The organism is Microbacterium karelineae, assembly GCF_009745985.1.
Classification (GTDB): Bacteria; Actinomycetota; Actinomycetes; order Actinomycetales; family Microbacteriaceae; genus Microbacterium; species Microbacterium karelineae.
Genome location: NZ_WFIX01000175.1, coordinates 448,181 through 466,372, shown reverse-complemented (window position 1 = coordinate 466,372; position 18,192 = coordinate 448,181). Strand labels below are relative to the sequence as shown.

Sequence of the window (18,192 nt, the reverse complement as noted above, 5' to 3'; positions counted from 1 at the left end):
CCGCGACTGACACCACGCTCCCGAGTGTCCTTGCGCCCTCTCGTCGCCCTCGAAGGGCGCAAGGGCACTCTGGAGCGGGTCGCCCGCCCCCGCTCGTTCGTTTGTCAGGGGTTCGAACTAGTGTTCGAACATCGCTTGGCTTACTCGAACATAGTTTCTAGAATGGGGTCGTGGAGATGGCAGTCATGCAGGCCGCCGTGGAGGCGGATCAGACGGCGATGGTCTCGCGCCTGCGCGCGCAGATCGGCCAGATGCAGCGGCGCACGGCGCAGGTCGACGCCCTGCCCGTCCATGACGCCCTCGCGCCGCTCTTCCCCTCCGGAGGGCTGCGCCCCGGTGCGAGCTACGCGCTGCCCGATTCCGCGGGCCTCCTCCTCGCCCTGCTCGGCGCGTCCTCCCGGGAGGGGTCGTGGTGCGCCGTGGTCGGCATGCCCGACCTCTCGGCCGAGGCGGCAGAGGGGTACGGCGTCGACCTCTCGCGCCTCGCCCTCATCCCCCGCCCGGGTGAGCGCTGGCTGCAGGCCGCGTCGTCCGCCGCCGAGGTCTTCCCCCTCGTCGCCGTGCGCCCTCCGGGCCCGGCGACCTCGGCCGAGGTCGCGCGCCTCGAGGCCCGCCTGCGCGATCGCGGCAGCGCCCTGCTCGTCGCCGGCGCCTGGCCCGGCGTCGACGCCGCGCTCACGATGAGCGAGCCCGAATGGGGCGGCATCGGGCAGGGGCACGGTCTCCTCACCTCCCGCGCCGTGACGATCGCCGCCGCGGGCAGGCGCATGCCCCGGTCGCAGACCGTGCGCGTCCTGCTCCCCGGCCCCTCGGGCGGCGTGGAGCGCGTCTCCGCGTTCGCGGCGGCGCGCCCCCGCCGGCACGGGCACCTCACGGCGGTGGGCGCATGATCGTATCGTCTCCGAACGCGAGCTCACCGTTCCCCGCTCCTCCGACGCGCGCCGTGCACGGCGGCGCCGCCTTCGAGCGCGCCATGCACGGCGACGCGACCTCCGACCGCGCCACAGCGCACGGCGGCGCCATGTCCGAGCGCGCCGCGCACGGCGAGGTCGAAGGCGGGCACCCCGCACATGGCAGAGCCGCCCCCGAACAGGCTGCTCGGGGCACCGCCGCCCCTGACCCCACAGCTGGCGGAGCCGCCCCCGAGCGCGCCATCGTGCTGTGGCTGCCCGATTGGCCGATCACCGCCCATCTGCGCACACAGGCGCGCGAGGCCCCCGAGAACGAGCGGGTCTCCCCCGACGATCCCCTCGCGATCGTGCACGACGGGCGCATCGTCACCTGCTCCGCCGCCGCCCGCGCCGAGGGCGTCCGCCGCGGGCAGCGGCGACGCGACGCGCAGGGCGCCTGCTCTCGGCTGCGCCTGCTCCCCGCCGACGAGGGGCGCGACGAGCGCGCCTTCCACCGCGTGCTCACGCGGCTCGAAGAGCTCACCCCCGGAGTCCAGCCGCTCCGCCCCGGCGTCGCCGCCCTGCGCGCCAGGGGGCCCGCACGCTTCTACCGCGGCGAGCGGGCGGCGGCTGAGGCCCTCCTCCGCGCCCTCGCCGACGACGGCCTCGCCGAGGCCAGAGCCGGCGTCGCCGACGGGCTGTTCACGGCCGAGCAGGCGGCGCGCGCCGCCCCTCCCGATGACGCCATCCGCGTCGTCTCCTCCGGAGGCTCGTCGGCGTTCCTCGCCCCGCTGCCGACCTCCGCCCTCGGCGACGGCGAGCTCGCCCTCTTCCTCGCCCGCCTCGGCGTGCAGACGCTCGGCGAGTTCGCCGCGCTCCCCGCCGGGCGCATCCACGACCGCCTCGGGCCCCGCGGCGCCCGCCTGCACGACCTCGCCGCCGGCGCCGACTCGCGCACCGTCGTCCCGCGCGTGCCGCCGCCCGAGCTCGCGCGCGAGCTCGACCTCGAGCCTCCCCTCGAGCTCGCCGAGCAGGTCGCCTTCGCGGTGCGCCGCACGGCCGACGCCTTCTGCGACGGGCTCGGCGCCGCCGGCCTCGTCTGCACGGCCGTGCGCATCACGATCGAGAGCGATCTCGGCGGCCGCAGCGAGCGCGTCTGGCAGCACCCGCAGAGCTTCGATGCCGCGAGCGTCGTCGATCGCGTGCGCTGGCAGCTGCAGCCCTCCCGCGACGCCCCGGCCCTCACGGGAGGCATCTGCCGCATCGCGATCGAACCCGATGCCGTCGACGACGCCGCAGGCCACCAGCCCGCGCTCGTCGGGCAGGGCCCCGACGAGCGCACCCATCACGCGATGACGCGCGTGCAGAGCGCGCTCGGCCACCGCGGCGTGCTCACCCCCGCCATCGGCGGCGGGCGATGGCTCGCCGAGCGCGAGGCGCTCCGCCCCTGGGGCGACGCCGCCGCACCCGCACGCCGCCGCGACCTCCCCTGGCCCGGCTCCCTCCCGCCGCCGCTGCCGACCGAGGTGTTCCACGAACCCCGCCCCGTGCGCGTCACCGGCGCGGGCGGCGCGCCCGTCGCCGTCGACGAACGCGGCCTCCTCACGGCGCCGCCCGCCGCCGTCGATGGGCGGCGCATCGCCCGCTGGGCCGGCCCCTGGCCGGTCGTCGAGCGCACGTGGGATCCCGCCCGCGCCCGCAGCGCCCACCGCTTCCAGCTCGTCGACGACGAGGGATCCGCGTGGCTCGCGGTGCTCGAACACGGCGCCTGGTGGCTGGAAGGCAGGTACGCCTGATGGGCTGGAAGAACCCCCCGATCCCCTGGAACGAGCTCGAGCGCACGCTCAGCGGGCGCCGCCCCGACCCGCGCCCCGTCGCAGCCGACGGCGGCGACAGCCCCGCGTGGAGCCGCAAGCGCGCCGCCTACGAACCGCCCGCCATCTCGCGCGGCGCCAGCAGCGTGCGCTACGCCGAGCTGCACGCGCACTCGACCTACTCGTTCCTCGACGGCGCCTCCTCCCCGGAGGATCTCGTCGAGGAGGCCGAGCGCCTCGGCCTCGACGCACTCGCGATCACCGACCACGACGGCCTCTACGGCATCGTGCGCTTCGCCGAGGCCGCCGAGCACACGTCCGTGCGCACGGCGTTCGGCGCAGAGCTCTCGCTCGACCTGCCCGCGCCGCAGAAGGGCCTCCCAGATCCCGCGGGAGCGCACCTGCTCGTGCTCGCCCGCGGCGCCCCGGGCTATCACCGCCTCTCCCACGCCATCACGCGCGCACAGCTGCGCGGGCGCGAGAAGGGGCGCCCCGTCTACGACCTCGACGAGCTCGGCGACGAGGCGGCAGGCGACTGGGCCGTGCTCACCGGGTGCCGCAAGGGCGCCGTCGGGCAGGCGCTGCGCCGGAACGCCTCGCCCGACGAACAGCTCAGCGCCGCCGAGCACGAGCTGCGCCGCCTCATCGCCCTCTTCGGCCGCGACAGCGTCTTCGTCGAGCTCACCCATCACGGCGATCCGCGCGACGATCACCGCAACGACGCGCTCGCGCTGCTCGCCGAGCGCACGGGCCTGCCCCTCGTCGCGACGACCGGCGCGCACTATGCCACCCCCGCGAAGGCGCCCCTCGCGCAGACGGTCGCCGCGATCCGCGCCACCCGCAGCATGGACGACCTCGACGGCTGGATGCCCGCGCACGCCTCGGCGCACCTGCGCTCCGGCGACGAGATGGCACGGATCTTCTCCCGCTATCCCGGGGCCGTCGAACGCACGGCGCACCTCGCCGACGAACTCGTCTTCCCTCTGCGCGCGGCGCGCCCCGCCCTGCCGAAGCAGCCGGTCCCCGACGGGCACACGCCGATGTCGTACCTGCGCGCGCTCGTCTGGGGCGCCGTCCCCCGCCGCTACCCGCACCTGTCCCCCGCCGACCGCGACCGCATCGCGCACGAGCTCGACGTCATCGAGAAGAAGGACTTCCCCGGATACTTCCTCATCGTCCACGACATCGTCGCCGAGGCCCGCCGCCGCCGCATCCTCTGCCAGGGGCGCGGATCCGCCGCCAACAGCGCCGTCTGCTACCTGCTCGACATCACCGCCGTCGACGCCATCTACTATCAGCTGCCGTTCGAACGCTTCCTCTCGGCCATGCGCGACGAGGAGCCCGACATCGACGTCGACTTCGACAGCGACCGGCGCGAGGAGATCATCCAGTGGGTGTTCGACCGCTATGGGCGCGAACGCGCCGCCCAGGTCGCGAACGTCATCCAGTACCGCCCCAAGAACGCCGTGCGCGACGTCGCGCGCGCGTTCGGATACTCACCCGGCCAGCAGGACGCCTGGTCGCGCCAGGTCGAGCGCTGGGGCGCCACCCTCGAATCCGGCCCCGACCACGACATCCCCGACCAGGTGCTCGCGTCCGCGAAGGATCTCCTTCAGACACCGCGCCACCTGGGGATCCACTCGGGCGGCATGGTCCTCACCGACCGCCCCGTCGGCGAGGTCGTCCCCATCGAACACGCGCGCATGCCCGGGCGCACCGTCATCCAATGGGACAAGGACGATGCCGCCTGGATGGGCCTCGTCAAGTTCGACCTGCTCGGCCTCGGCATGCTCGCGGCCCTGCAGCACTGCTTCGACATCATCGCCGACGCGACGGGCGAGCGGTTCGATCTGCGCGAGCTCCCGCGCGAGGAGCCCGCCGTCTACGACATGCTCTGCCGCGCCGATTCGATCGGCGTCTTCCAGGTCGAATCACGGGCGCAGATGGGCCTGCTCCCGCGCCTGCAGCCGCGCCGCTTCTACGACCTCGTCATCCAGATCGCCCTCATCCGCCCCGGCCCCATCCAGGGCGGCGCCGTGCATCCGTTCGTCCGCCGCAAGATGGGCGTCGAGCCCGTCACCTACCCGCACCCGAAGCTCGAGCCCGTCCTGAGGCGCACGAAGGGCATCCCCGTGTTCCAGGAGCAGCTCATGCAGATGGCGATGGCGATCGGCGACTGCACGGGAGAGGACGCCGACCTGCTGCGGCGGGCCATGGGATCCAAGCGCGGGCAGGAGCGCATCGAGAGCCTGAGGGAGAAGCTCTTCGCAGGGATGGCCGCGAACGGCATCCCCGACGAGCAGGCCGAGCAGCTGTACGCGCAGATCCAGGCGTTCGCGAACTTCGGCTTCGCCGAGTCGCATTCCCTCTCGTTCGCGCTGCTCGTCTACGCGTCGAGCTGGATCAAGCTGCACTACCCCGCGGCCTTCCTCGCGGGTCTGCTGCGCTCGCAGCCGATGGGGTTCTACTCCCCCGCGACGCTCACCGCCGACGCCCGTCGCCACGGCGTCGAGGTGCGCCGCCCCGACATCCTGCGCTCCGGCGCGGGCGAGACGCTCGAGCCGCTGGATCCCGCGTGCCGGGCGCCCACGGGCCGCGCGGGGTGTCTCGCCGACCACGCCCCCGCCGACGTCGCGAGCGAGCCAGCGCCCTTCGACGCCTCGGCGCCCGACGAGTCGGCCGCGCACCGGCGCGACGGCGGCTTCGCGGTGCGCCTCGGCCTCGCGGGGATCACGGGGATCGGCGAGCGCACCGCCGAGCTCATCGTCGCCGAGCGCGAGGGCGCGGGCCCCTTCGTCTCGATGTCCGACCTCGTGCGCCGCACGGGCATCGCCGAGCAGCAGCTCGAGGCGCTCGCGACGGCCGGCGCGTTCGAGCCGTTCGGGCATCGCACGCGCGAGGCGATCTGGCTCGCGGGCGCCGCAGCGCAGGACCACCCCGAGTTCCTGCCGGGCACGGCGCTGTCGGTGCAGCCGCCGCTCTTCGCCGATCCCTCGAGCTACGAGCGCCTCGCGAGCGACCTGTGGGCGACGGGCCTCTCGATCGACGACCATCCGCTCACCCACTTCCGCGGCGCCCTCGACGCACGTGGCGTGCTCACCTCGACCGGCCTGCGCACGCACGAGTCGGGGCGCCGCGTCGAGGTCGCGGGGCTCGTGACCCACCGGCAGCGTCCGGCGACCGCGTCGGGCGTCACATTCCTCAACCTCGAGGACGAGCACGGCCTCGTGAACGTCGTGTGCTCCGTCGGGGTCTGGACGCGCTATCGACGCCTCGTGCGCGACAGCCCGGCGCTCATCGTCCGGGGCATGCTCGAACGATCGCCCGAGGGCGTCGTGAACATCGTCGCCGACGGATTCGAAGACCTCCGCGTCGGCGTCGGACACCGTTCCCGCGACTTCCGCTGAGCGTCAGGCGAGCCGTCAGCCGGCGAGCGGGTCGATGCCGAGCACGCCCTGGATCCAGAGCTGCGGCAGCCCCGCATACGGCAGCGCGACCCGCGCGACGCCGACCTCGTCCACCTCGTAGGTCTCGCGGTCGACGCCCGCGTTCGCGTCGCCCTTGAGCGTGAGGACGGCGGAACCCTCCGGTGACCGCTCGATCGACACGACGCGGTGCGTCACCGTCCCGGGTCCGTTGAAGCGATCCGTCGTCACGACGTCCCCGACCTCGACGGCTTCCGCGTCGACCGCCTGCGAGTACACGATCGTCCCGATCGGCAGCGACGGCTCCATCGACCCCGAGACGACCACGAGCGGGGAGATGCGGAGAGACGAGAGGAGCGCCGTCGACGCCGCGCCGAGCAGCACGACCGTCGCGGCCGCGAGCAGCACCGTGAGAAGGCGACGATGCCGGGTGGGAATCGACGGGCGCAGCAGCATCGGCGCCTGCGACACGGTCATCGTCGACACGACGCACCCCCTCCCGAATCGAGTCGCATCCGCGCGCGACACGAACACGACACCTTCTGTTCACCTGCCGTTCATCCATTGAACGCCATCCGCGCCGAGATCGCACCCGCCATGCCCACGAACGTCGGATCCGGGCTCACCGCCCGCGCCAGCGTCGGAGCCAGAGCGACGGCAGTGCGCCAGCGTCGGAACCGGATCGATGACCCCGGCGCGAGCGTCGGATTCCTACGCCGATTCCCGCACCAAGACGGCGAATCCCACCACGTTTTCGCTCGCAGTCCGACATCCGCGCAGAGACCTCGAAGTCGGTCCGACGCCCGCGCAGGGGCCACTCGAACGATCCGACGCCCGCGCGAGGCGCCTGCGTCGTAGGGTCGAGGCATGTGCGGACGATTCGTCGTGGCCAGGGTCGGCAGCGAGCTCGTGGGGGAACTGCGCGCCGATCACATCGCCGATGACCTGCCGGAGCCGAGCTACAACATCGCCCCCACGCAGCGCGCCGCGATCGTGCTCGATTCGGCGAAGACCGACCCGCCCTCCCGCCGCGTCGAGGCGGCCCGCTGGGGTCTCGTCCCCGGATGGGCGAAGGACCTCTCGATCGGCCAGCGGACCTTCAACGCGCGGGCCGAGGAGCTCGAGCAGAAGCGGATGTTCACCCCGGCGCTCGCGAAGCGCCGCGCCGTCGTCCCCGCAACCGGCTATTTCGAGTGGAAGAGGTCCGACGACGGCAAGGTGCCGCTCTTCATCCACCCCGAAGGCGGCGAGCCGATGCTCTTCGCCGGCCTCTACGAGTGGTGGAAGGACGCGGGGCGCGCCGATGACGACCCGGAGCGATGGATCCTCAGCTTCACGATCCTCACCCGCTCCGGTGTCGGCGCCCTCGCCTCCGTGCACGATCGCATGCCCGTGTTCCTCGACGCCGACCACGCCGACGCGTGGCTCGATCCGGCCGCCGAGAACCCGCGCGACGTCCTCGACGCGGCGATGGACGACGCGCCGCGAGTGGCCGAATCGTTCGCGTGGCACGAGGTCGACCGGGCGGTCGGCAATGTGCGCAACGACGCCCCCACCCTCATCGAGCCCGTCGCCGAGTGATCTCCGACTGCTCCCGGCCGATCCGCGCGACAATGGACGGTGTGACCTCTCCGATTCCGCACGACGCCCGCCAGCACATCGCCGACCTCGCCGCATTCGTCGCGGCCTCTCCGTCGTCGTACCACGCCGCAGCCGAGAGCCTCCGCCGCCTCGAAGAGGCCGGTTTCGAGACGCTCGACGAGTCCGCCGCCTGGCGCCTCGAGCCGGGCGGGCGCTACGCCGTCGTCCGTGAGGGGTCCGTCATCGCGTTCGCGCTGCCCGATGCCGTCGCGGCGACGACGCCGTTTGCGATCGTCGGCGCGCACACCGACTCGCCGAGCTTCAAGCTCAAGCCGAAGCCGTCGACGACGGGCGCCGGCGGCTGGTGGCAGCTCGGCTGGGAGGTGTACGGAGGCCCCCTGCTGAACTCGTGGCTCGACCGCGAGCTCGAGCTCGCGGGGCGCGTCGTCACGCTCGCCGGCGCGGAGCACCTCGTCCGGACGGGCCCCCTCACGCGGATCCCGCAGCTCGCGATCCACCTCGACCGCCAGGTGAACGACGGCCTCACCCTCGACAAGCAGCGCCACACGGCGCCCATCTGGGGCCTCGGCGATGCGGAATCCGCCGACATCGTCGCCGTGCTCGCCCGCGAGGCGGGCGTCGACGCCGACCAGATCGGCGGCTTCGACATCGTCGCGGCCGATACCCAGCCCCCGCGCACGTTCGGTGCCGACGAGGCGCTGTTCGCGAGCGGCCGCCTCGACAACCTCCTGTCGACGCACGCGGGTCTCGTCGCGATCCTCGACGCACGGCCGAACGATCACATCGCGATGTTCGCGGCCTTCGACCATGAGGAGATCGGATCCGCCTCGCGCTCCGGCGCGGCGGGTCCCTTCCACGAGGAGGTCCTCACGCGGATCCTCGGCTCCTTCGGCGCGACGGCGAACGACCGCGCCCGCAGCTTCGCGCGATCGCTCCACGTCTCGAGCGACGTCGGGCACGCCGTGCACCCGAACTACTCCGAGAAGCACGACCCCGCGAATCAGCCCATCGCCGGCGGCGGGCCGATCCTCAAGATCAACGCGAACCAGCGCTACGCGACGGACGCCCATGGCGCGGCTGCGTGGAACGCGGCGTGCGCGACGGCGGGCGTGCCGACACAGGACTTCGTGTCGAACAACACCGTGCCCTGCGGCTCGACGATCGGCCCGATCGCCGCGACCCGCCTCGGCATCCGAACGGTCGACGTGGGCGCGCCGATCCTGTCCATGCACTCGGCCCGCGAGCTCGCGGCCGTCGTGGATCCCTGGTACCTGTCGCGCGCCATGAGCGTGATCCTCGCCCGCTGAACCGAATGACCGAACTCGACCGGGAGGAATGGCGCGAGCGCGAACGGCTCCACGAGGATCGGGCCGACGCGCTCACCGCCGCCCATCGCGAACGCGCGCAGCGGGGCGAGAAGCACCCCGTGTGGGATTTCCTGTTCACGTACTACTCGCACAAGCCGTCGCAGCTGCGCCGCTGGCACCCCGGTGCGGGCATCGAGCTGCGTGACGCGGTCGACACCCCGCGCGCCGCGTGGCGCGGCTATCGCGCGGGGCGCCGCGAGGGATCCCTCACGCCCGACGCCGACGGCTTCGCGCGCGAGAAGCCGGGCCTCGCGCGGCTCATCGAGATCATGCTGCGCCGCACCGCGTCGCGCCCGGGGCAGTTCGACTGCTTCGGACTGCACGAGTGGGCGATGGTCTATCGGCAGCGGGTGCACCGCCATCCGCAGCCGCTCCGCCTCGGCCAGGCGGGAACCGACCGGCTGGTCGAGGCGCACGAGCTCCGGTGCACCCACTTCGACGCCTTCCGCTTCTTCACCCCCGACGCGGTACCCCGCAACCGCCGGATGCTCGACCGCGACAGCCAGCAGGAGCGGGAGCAGCCCGGCTGCCTCCACGCCGGGATGGACGTCTACAAGTGGGCCGTGAAGCTCGGGCCCCTCGCGCCGGGTGCGCTCCTCCTCGACGCGTTCGAGTTGGCCCGCGACATCCGACGCCTCGACATGGAGGCCGCGCCCTACGACCTCCGGGGCTTCGGATTCGACCCCGTCCGCATCGAGACACCCGAGGGGAAGGCCGAGTATGTGCGCCGTCAGCGGGCGTTCGCCGACCGCGCCGACCGCCTGCGACACGCGCTCCTCGACGCATGGGCGCCGACTTCGACACCCGTCGCATAATGTCCCGCGCCACACCCACCCGAGTGCATTCTGCTCAATCAGGATGGCGTGGATATCCGCTTTCGAGCCCTCACTGACCGTACGCTGTGTGAATATTGAAAGATCCCTGTCACCGACCCGTGGTGACGGACAGCACACAGCATCTTCGAGAAGAGGCACCCATGACCCTCACGACGCATGCGCGCAGGCGCGCCTTGGCCGTGGCCGTCCCCGCCGTCGCAGCCATCGCGCTCGCCGGCTGCGCGAGCACCGACGACGGCGGCGCCGCCGGTGACCAGATCATCGTCGGCACGACCGACTCCGTCACGCACCTCGACCCGGCCGGCTCGTACGACAACGGATCCCTCACCCTGCAGACCCAGGTGTTCCCGTACCTCGTCAACACGGCGCCGGACAGCACCGACGTCGTCCCCGACCTCGCCGAATCGGCCGAGTTCACGGGGCCGACCGAGTTCACCGTCACGCTCCCCGAGGGCCTCACGTGGGCGAACGGCAACGAGCTCACGTCGAGCGACGTGAAGTTCACGTTCGACCGCCAGCTCGCGATCGCCGACCCGAACGGGCCGTCGTCGCTGCTCGGCAACCTCGACTCCGTCGAGACGCCCGACGGGCTGACCGCGGTGTTCCACCTCAAGAACGCCGACGACCAGACGTTCCCCCACGTGCTCACGAGCTTCCCGGGCGCGATCGTCGACGACGAGACCTTCGCGGCCGACGCCGTCACCCCCGACGACGACATCGTCGAGGCGAACGCGTTCGGCGGGCCGTTCTCGATCACCGACTACACGTTCAACGAGCTCATCGAGCTGACCCCGAACGAGAACTACCAGGGCCTCGTCGCCCCCGCCGCGAACGACGGCGTTCTCATCAACTACTACGCCGAGTCGTCGAACCTGAAGCTCGCCGTCGAGGACGGATCCGTCGACGTGGCCTACCGCAGCCTGTCGCCAAGCGACGTGGACGACCTCTCGGGCGACGACGGCCTCGCCGTGCACGAGGGCCCCGGCGGAGAGATCCGCTACATCGTCTTCAACTTCGACACGCAGCCCTACGGCGCCCAGACGGACGACGCGGATCCTGCGAAGGCGCTCGCCGTGCGCCAGGCGCTTGCGTCGCTCATCGACCGCGACGCGCTCAGCGAGACGGTCTACGACGGCACGTACACGCCGCTGTACTCGTACGTCCCCGAGGGCTTCGCCGGCGCGACCGAGCCGCTCAAGGAGCTGTACGGCGACGGCGACGGCGCCCCGTCCGCCGAGGCCGCCGAGAAGGTCCTGTCCGACGCCGGCGTCGAGACGCCCATCGCGCTGTCGCTGCAGTACAGCCCCGACCACTACGGGCCGAACTCGGCCGACGAGTATGCGCTGATCGAGCAGCAGCTCGAGGCCGACGGCCTCTTCGACGTGACCCTCGCCGGCACGGAGTGGGTGCAGTACTCCGACGACCGCGTCTCCGACGTGTACCCGGCGTACCAGCTCGGCTGGTTCCCCGACTACTCCGACGCCGACAACTACCTCACGCCGTTCTTCCGCTCGGAGAACTTCCTCGTCAACCACTACGCCGACGAGGAGGTCGACCAGATGATCGCGGACCAGGCGTCCGAGGGCGACCAGGCCGCGCGCGAGGCGCTCCTCGGCGACATCCAGCAGAAGGTGGCCGAGGACCTCTCGACGGTCCCGTACCTGCAGGGCGCCCAGGTCGCCGTGTCCGCGAGCGACGTCGAGGGCATCGTGCTCGACGCCTCGTTCAAGCTGCGCATGGCGTCGATCACGCGCTGACCCAGCCGGAACGACGTCGGTCCGGGGCGGTTCGTCCACGAGGCGAGCCGCCCCGGATCCGTCTTCCGCCCGAAATCCCACAAGGACTCCCCGTGGCAGAACCCACCCTCGCCGCCGGCGCATCGGCGGCCCCTGCGAAGGCGAAGAAGGGATCGGGCGGCACATCGCTCTGGCGCTATGTGCTGATCCGATTCCTCCTCATCTTCCCGACGATCTTCATCCTCGTGACGACCGTGTTCCTCATGATGCGCGTCACCGGCGACCCCATCACGGCCGCGCTCGGCGGCCAGCTCACGCCGGCGCAGCTCGCGGAGCGCATCGAGGCCGCCGGGTACAACCGGCCCCTCATCGTCCAGTACGCCGAGTACATCGGCGGCATCGCCCGCGGCGACTTCGGCACGACGATCGACGGACAGGCCGTCACCGGGATCCTGCTGCGATACGGCGGCGCGACCCTCGAGCTCGCGATCTACGCGCTCGTCGTCGCCTTCATGGTCGGGATCCCGCTCGGCATGCTCGCGGCCGCGATCCGCGACCGCTGGGGCGACGCCGTCCTGCGCGTCTTCGCGATCCTCATGTACGCCACGCCCGTCTTCTTCGCGGGCCTGCTGTTCAAGCTCGTCTTCTCGGTGTGGCTCGGCGTCCTGCCGAGCTCCGGCCGCGCCTCGCCGCGCGTCGAGCTGCAGCTCGGCCGCATCGACGGTGCGAGCGGCATCTACCTGATCGACGCGCTGCGCACGGGCAGCTGGCCGCTCATCAGCGACGTCCTCTCCCACGCGCTCCTGCCCGGGCTCGCGCTCGGCCTGCTCACGGCGGGCGTGTTCCTCCGCCTCGTGCGCACGAACGTCATCGGCACGCTGTCGATGCCGTACATCGACGCCGCCCGCTCGCGCGGTGTGAGCGAGTTCCGCCTCGTCCGCACACACGCCTACAAGCCGGCGCTCATCCCGATCATCACGGTCATCGGCCTGCAGATCGCGCTGCTGCTCGGCGGCGCCGTGCTGACGGAGACGACCTTCGAATGGGCGGGTCTCGGCTACCAGCTGAGCGAGTTCCTCAAGGCCCGCGACTTCGTCGCCGTGCAGGGCATCGTCGCGCTGCTCGCCGTCATCGTCGCGCTCACGAACTTCATCGTCGACATCATCGCGGCGTTCATCGACCCGAGGGTGAGGTACTGACGATGACGACCACCACCCCGCTCCTCGACCGCATCCCGGTCGTCAAGGATGTGCGCCAGGCCGTCGGCCTGCAGCGCGGCATGCTCATCGCGGGCCTCGCGATCTGCGCCGTGTTCGTGCTCGTCGCCGCCTTCGCGCCCCTCATCGCGCCCTACGGCTACGCGCAGCTCGCCGACGACGCCGGCACCTTCACGCCGCGCCAGCCGCCGTCGGCGGAGCACATCTGGGGCACGACGATCGCCGGCTACGACGTCTTCTCGCGCGTGCTGTGGGGATCCCGCACGGCCTTCCTCGTGATCATCGTGTCGGTCGTCATGAGCCTGTTCGTCGGCATCCTCATCGGCGTCGTCTCGGGCTATCTCGGCGGGTGGCTCGACCGCGTGCTCGTCGTCATCTGCGATGCCGTCTACGCGTTTCCGTCGCTCCTGCTCGCGATCGTCGCCGCCATCATCATCTCCGCCGGGCAGTCGACGCTGTGGGGCGGGATCCTCGCGACCGCCATCTCGATCACCGTCGTCTTCATCCCCCAGTACTTCCGGGTCGTGCGCGCCGAGACCGTGCGGATCAAGAGCGAGGCGTACGTCGAGTCGGCGCGCGTCGTCGGCGCGTCCACGTGGCGCATCATGCTCCGCCACGTGCTCCGCAACGCGACGCGCAGCCTGCCGCTCATCTTCACGCTCAACGCCTCGGAGGCGATCCTCACGATCGCGGGCCTCGGCTTCCTCGGCTTCGGCATCGAGCCGACGCAGGCTGCGGAGTGGGGCTACGACCTCAACCGCGCCGTCGAGGACGTCACGGCGGGCCGCTGGTGGACGGCCGTCTTCCCCGGCATCGCGATCGTCCTCGTCGTGATGGGCATCACGCTCGTGGGCGAGAGCCTCAACGACCTCGCGGATCCGCGCCTGCGCACGCGCCGACGCGCCGCGCGACAGGACAAGGAGGTCGCCGCGTGAGCGCCGATCAGCTCCCCGTCGAGATCCGGGATCTCGACGTCACCTTCGCGACCGACGGCGGCGACGTGCACGTCGTCCACGGCATCGATCTCGCCATCCGCGACCGCGAGGTGCTCGCGATCGTCGGCGAATCCGGATCCGGCAAGACCGTCACGGCGCGCACGCTGCTCGGCCTCCTGCCCGAGACCGCCACGACGACGGGCGCCGTGATCGTGAACGGCACCGACGTCGTCACCCTCTCGGGCCACCGCCTGCGCGAGCTGCGCGGGACCGAGGCCGCGATGATCTTCCAGGAGCCGATGACGGCGCTCAACCCCGTCTTCCCCGTCGGCTGGCAGATCGCCGAGGGCCTGCGCGCGCACGAGAAGATCTCGAAGAAGGCGGCGCGGGCACGCGCCATCGAGATCCTCGAGAAGGTCGGGATCCCGGATCCGACGAAGCGCGTCGACGACTATCCGCACCAGTTCTCGGGCGGACAGAAGCAGCGCATCGTCATCGCGCAGGCGCTTGCCCTCGGGCCGAAGGTGCTCATCGCCGACGAGCCGACGACGGCCCTCGACGTCACGGTGCAGGCCGAGATCCTCGACCTGCTGCGCGTCGTGCGCGAGGAGTTCGGCACCGCGATCCTCCTCATCACGCACAACATGGGCGTCGTCGCCGACCTCGCCGACCGCGTGTGCGTCATGTATCGCGGCGACGTCGTCGAGACGGCGCCGACGGACGAGCTGTTCGCGGCGCCGCAGGCCGAGTACACGAAGACGCTGCTCGCGGCCGTGCCCCGGCTCGACATCGCCGACCGCACCTGGACAGGCGACCCATCGGCCGCACCGCTCGTGACGGCGCGCGGGCTCGAGATCGAGTACCCCGGCCGGTTCGGGGCACACGGCTTCCGCGCCGTGCAGGGCGTCGACTTCACCATCCGCCCCGGCGAGGTCCTCGGCCTCGTCGGCGAGTCGGGCTCCGGGAAGTCGACGATCGGGCGCGCCATCGCGGGCCTCACGACGGTGACGGGCGGATCCCTCGAGGTGCTCGGCGTCGAGATGAACGGCGTGCGCGAGCGCCAGCTGCGCCCGCATCGCAAGGACCTCGGCTTCGTGTTCCAGGACCCCGCGTCGAGCTTCAACCCGCTGCTCACGATCGGTGCGTGCGTGGCGGAACCGCTCATCGTGCACGGCGAGGCGTCGAGCGTCGAGGACGCGGAGGATCGCGTGGTCGAGCTGCTCGAGGCCGTGCGCCTCCCGGGCGACTTCGCCCGGCGCTTCCCGCACGAGCTCTCGGGCGGTCAGCGACAGCGCGCATCGCTCGCGCGCGGCCTCGCCCTCAACCCGAAGCTGCTCATCGCGGACGAGCCGACGAGCGCACTCGACGTGTCCGTGCAGGCGACCGTCCTCCAACTGTTCCAGGACCTCCAGGAGCAGTTCGGCTTCGCGTGCCTGTTCATCACGCACGATCTCGCGGTGGTCGACATGCTCGCACACCGCATCGCGGTTCTGCGGAACGGACGCGTCGCCGAGCAGGGGCGCACGGCCGACGTGCTCGGGGATCCGCAGAACGACTACACGCGGCGCCTCATCGCGTCGCTGCCCGTCCCGGATCCCGCGGAGCAGGCCGCCCGACGCGAGCGGCGGCGCCGCATCTGATCGGCGCCGGGGCGTTCCGCGCACCCCCTGTCGCGGGCGCCCCGGTGCCGATATCTTCACGTCATCACCCGTCATCCTCGAGGTCGGAGCACCCGATGAAGTTCATGCAGAACCTGGGCAAATCGCTCATGCTGCCCATCGCCGTCATGCCCGTCGCGGCGATCCTGATGGGATTCGGAAACTGGATCGAGAACACGCTCGGGCAGAGCGTCGTCTCCACCTTCCTGCTGCAGGGCGGCGGCGCGATCCTCAACAATCTCGCGATCATCTTCGCCATCGGCGTGTCGATCGGGATGGCCAGGAAATCCGACGGGACCTCGGCGCTCGCCGGTCTGGTCTCCTGGCTCGTCGTGACCGTCCTGCTCTCACCGATGACGGTCGCGAAGTTCCTCGGATTCGACGTCGGCGCGGATCCGGACCTCGTCGACAAGGTCGACCCGGCGTTCAGCAACATCCAGAACGTCTTCACCGGCATCCTCTGCGGTCTCATCGGCGCGTTCGCCTACAACCGCTTCAAGGACGCGAAGCTGCCCGACTGGCTCGGATTCTTCTCGGGCAAGCGCGCCGTCGCGATCGTCGCGGCCGGCATGTCGCTCGTCCTCGCAGCGGTGCTCTTCTTCGTCTGGCCGTTCGTCTACCAGGCCCTCGTCGGCTTCGGCGAGTGGATGGTCGGTCTGGGGCCCGTCGGCGCCGGCCTGTACGGCTTCTTCAACCGCGCTCTCATCCCGCTGGGGCTGCACCACGCGCTCAACTCGGTGTTCTGGTTCGATGTCGCCGGCATCAACGACCTCGCGAACTTCCTCAACAACACGGGGACATACGGTGTCACGGGCCAGTACATGTCCGGGTTCTTCCCGATCATGATGTTCGGCCTCCCGGGCGCCGCGCTCGCGATGTACGTCACGGCGAGGACGACGCGAAAGAAGGCGGCCGCGGGCATCCTGCTCTCGGCCGCGATCGCCTCGTTCTTCGTCGGCATCACCGAGCCGCTCGAGTTCTCGTTCATGTTCCTCGCGCCCGTGCTGTACGCGATCCACGCGGTGTTCACGGGCATCTCGATGTTCATCACGGCGCTGCTCCCGACGCGCATGGGCTTCGGCTTCTCGGCCGGCGCGATCGACCTCGGGCTCGGATGGAACAACCCGATGGCGCAGAACCCCTGGATCCTCCTCATCATGGGCGTCGCCTGGTTCGTCATCTACTTCCTCGTCTTCACCTTCGTCATCCAGAAGTGGCAGCTGAAGACGATCGGCCGAGAGGACGACGACGAGCTCGCCGACGAGGGCGCGGACGCCCCGGTCGGCGACGCGAAGTTCGCCGCGACCGCCGCGCGGTTCATCGACGCGCTCGGCGGATCCGCGAACATCGCGAGCCTCGACAACTGCGCCACCCGACTCCGCATGGAGCTCGCCGACGTCTCGGCGGTCGATGAGGCCGCGCTCAAGCGCGCAGGCGCCGCGGGGACGATGAAGCCGGGCGGGACCTCCGTGCAGGTGATCTACGGCGTCAAGGTCCAGTTCGTCAAGGACGCGATGGTGGCGATCATGTCCGGCCGTCTCGTGCCGCCGGCGATCGACGCCCCCGCCGCGACCCCGGCGACCGACACGATCCGGACGGCGACCGCGCACCAGGTCCTCACGCTGCTGCAGCCGATCGCCGGCGCCGTGAAGCCGCTGAGCGCTGTCCCGGATCCCACGTTCGCCGAGCAGATCATGGGGCCCGGCCTCGCGATCGAGCCGACGGGCGACACGATCGTCGCGCCCGCACCCGGCCGGGTGGGCCATGTGTTCGACACGGGCCATGCGGTCGCGATCGTGACCGACGAGGGCACGGAGATCCTCATCCACGTGGGCCTCGAGACGGTCGGCATGGGCGGCGACGGATTCGAGAACCTCGTGAAGACCGGCGATACGGTCGATGAGGGGACGCCGCTCCTGCGCGTCGACCTCGAGAAGATCCGCGCCGCCGGGCTGCCGACGATCACCCCGGTCGTCGTCCTGAACGACGAGAACGCCACCGTGGAGTTCCGCTGAGCACCGCCTACACGCAGCTGCGCGAGCTCGTCGAGCGGGCGGGTCCCGAGCCGATCTGGGATCCGCCCGCCATGGGTGCATTCGACGTCGAGGACGCGCGCGCGGCCGCGGTCCTCATCCTGTTCGGCGTGCTCGACCGCCTGCCCGCCGACCACCGCGCGCAGAACGCCGCGGTCTCGGCGGACCTCGATGTCCTCCTCCTGACGCGCGCGCAGACGCTGCGCTCGCACGCGGGCCAGATCGCGTTCCCCGGCGGGCGGGTGGATCCCGGCGACGACGGCCCGGAGGCCGCCGCCCTCCGCGAGGCGTGGGAGGAGACCGGCCTCGATCCGGCCGGTGTCGAGGTGCTGGGGCGGCTCGGCGACCAGCCGCTGCCGTTCTCGAACCACGTCGTCACCCCTGTGGTCGGGTGGTGGCGGCAGCCGACGCCCGTGCGCCCCGTCGACGCGGCCGAGTCGTCGGCCGTCTTCCGCGCGCCCGTCGCCGATCTCGTGGATCCCGCGAACCGCGTGACGTGGACGATCCGCCAGGGCCGCGAGATCCGCCGCGGCCCGGGCTGGCTCCTGCACGTCGACGGCGAGGAGCGCTTCGTGTGGGGCTTCACGGCGGGTCTGCTCGACCGCGTGCTCGCCCGGCTTGGCTGGGAGGAGCCGTGGGACGTCGCGCGCGAGGTTCCGCTGAGCTGACAGAATGGCCC

At 71.7% G+C, this 18,192-nt stretch carries 13 protein-coding genes; 12 read left to right on the top strand and 1 reads right to left on the bottom strand.

Going from position 1 to position 18,192, the window contains the following annotated elements; all coding sequences use genetic code 11:
• Positions 1-176 precede the first annotated feature (176 nt).
• Genes imuA' through GB932_RS05625 form a run of 3 tightly spaced genes read left to right on the top strand, consistent with a single transcriptional unit; the run spans position 177 to position 6,111 of the window.
• Complete coding sequence (imuA', locus tag GB932_RS05635; protein ID WP_231916028.1) at positions 177-890, top strand: DnaE2-dependent mutagenesis accessory factor ImuA'; 714 nt, start codon at positions 177-179, stop codon at positions 888-890.
• Positions 887-2,686 carry a DNA polymerase Y family protein gene (locus GB932_RS05630; protein WP_231916007.1) on the top strand — a complete coding sequence of 600 codons (1,800 nt, stop codon included), beginning with the start codon at positions 887-889 and terminating at the stop codon, positions 2,684-2,686. Before imuA' ends, GB932_RS05630 begins: the two co-directional genes overlap by 4 nt.
• Positions 2,686-6,111: an error-prone DNA polymerase gene (locus GB932_RS05625; protein WP_156759697.1), complete on the top strand. Its 3,426-nt coding sequence runs from the start codon at positions 2,686-2,688 to the stop codon at positions 6,109-6,111. Before GB932_RS05630 ends, GB932_RS05625 begins: the two co-directional genes overlap by 1 nt.
• A 15-nt stretch (positions 6,112-6,126) precedes the next feature.
• Here GB932_RS05625 and GB932_RS05620 read toward each other — a convergent pair whose 3' ends face one another.
• Entirely contained in the window at positions 6,127-6,606 is a 480-nt protein-coding gene (locus tag GB932_RS05620) for a signal peptidase I (RefSeq protein ID WP_231916027.1), read from the bottom strand.
• A 390-nt stretch (positions 6,607-6,996) separates the two neighbouring features.
• Here GB932_RS05620 and GB932_RS05615 point away from each other — a divergent pair, with 390 nt between their 5' ends.
• From GB932_RS05615 to GB932_RS05575, 9 genes are all read left to right on the top strand, one after another.
• Positions 6,997-7,710, top strand: a complete 714-nt coding sequence (locus GB932_RS05615) for an SOS response-associated peptidase (protein ID WP_156759695.1) — start codon at positions 6,997-6,999, stop codon at positions 7,708-7,710.
• 32 nt (positions 7,711-7,742) lie between these two features.
• Positions 7,743-9,038: a M18 family aminopeptidase gene (locus GB932_RS05610; RefSeq protein WP_156759694.1), complete on the top strand. Its 1,296-nt coding sequence runs from the start codon at positions 7,743-7,745 to the stop codon at positions 9,036-9,038.
• A gap of 5 nt (positions 9,039-9,043) precedes the next feature.
• A complete protein-coding gene (locus GB932_RS05605; RefSeq protein ID WP_156759693.1) occupies positions 9,044-9,913 on the top strand; it encodes a 3-methyladenine DNA glycosylase in 870 nt (289 codons plus the stop codon).
• Between the two features lie 161 nt (positions 9,914-10,074).
• Complete coding sequence (locus GB932_RS05600; protein WP_156759692.1) at positions 10,075-11,691, top strand: ABC transporter substrate-binding protein; 1,617 nt, start codon at positions 10,075-10,077, stop codon at positions 11,689-11,691.
• A gap of 92 nt (positions 11,692-11,783) precedes the next feature.
• On the top strand, positions 11,784-12,869 hold the full coding sequence (locus GB932_RS05595) for an ABC transporter permease (protein ID WP_156759691.1): 1,086 nt from the start codon (positions 11,784-11,786) through the stop codon (positions 12,867-12,869).
• Between the two features lie 2 nt (positions 12,870-12,871).
• Complete coding sequence (locus tag GB932_RS05590; protein ID WP_156759690.1) at positions 12,872-13,822, top strand: ABC transporter permease; 951 nt, start codon at positions 12,872-12,874, stop codon at positions 13,820-13,822.
• Positions 13,819-15,462, top strand: a complete 1,644-nt coding sequence (locus tag GB932_RS05585; RefSeq protein ID WP_156759689.1) for an ABC transporter ATP-binding protein — start codon at positions 13,819-13,821, stop codon at positions 15,460-15,462. The genes GB932_RS05590 and GB932_RS05585 overlap by 4 nt, the downstream gene beginning before the upstream one ends.
• A gap of 95 nt (positions 15,463-15,557) precedes the next feature.
• Positions 15,558-17,495 (top strand): N-acetylglucosamine-specific PTS transporter subunit IIBC, encoded by a 1,938-nt coding sequence (gene nagE, locus GB932_RS05580; protein ID WP_156759688.1) that lies wholly within the window; start codon positions 15,558-15,560, stop codon positions 17,493-17,495.
• Positions 17,496-17,566: 71 nt separating this feature from the next.
• Positions 17,567-18,181, top strand: a complete 615-nt coding sequence (locus GB932_RS05575) for an NUDIX hydrolase (protein WP_156759687.1) — start codon at positions 17,567-17,569, stop codon at positions 18,179-18,181.
• Positions 18,182-18,192 lie beyond the last annotated feature (11 nt).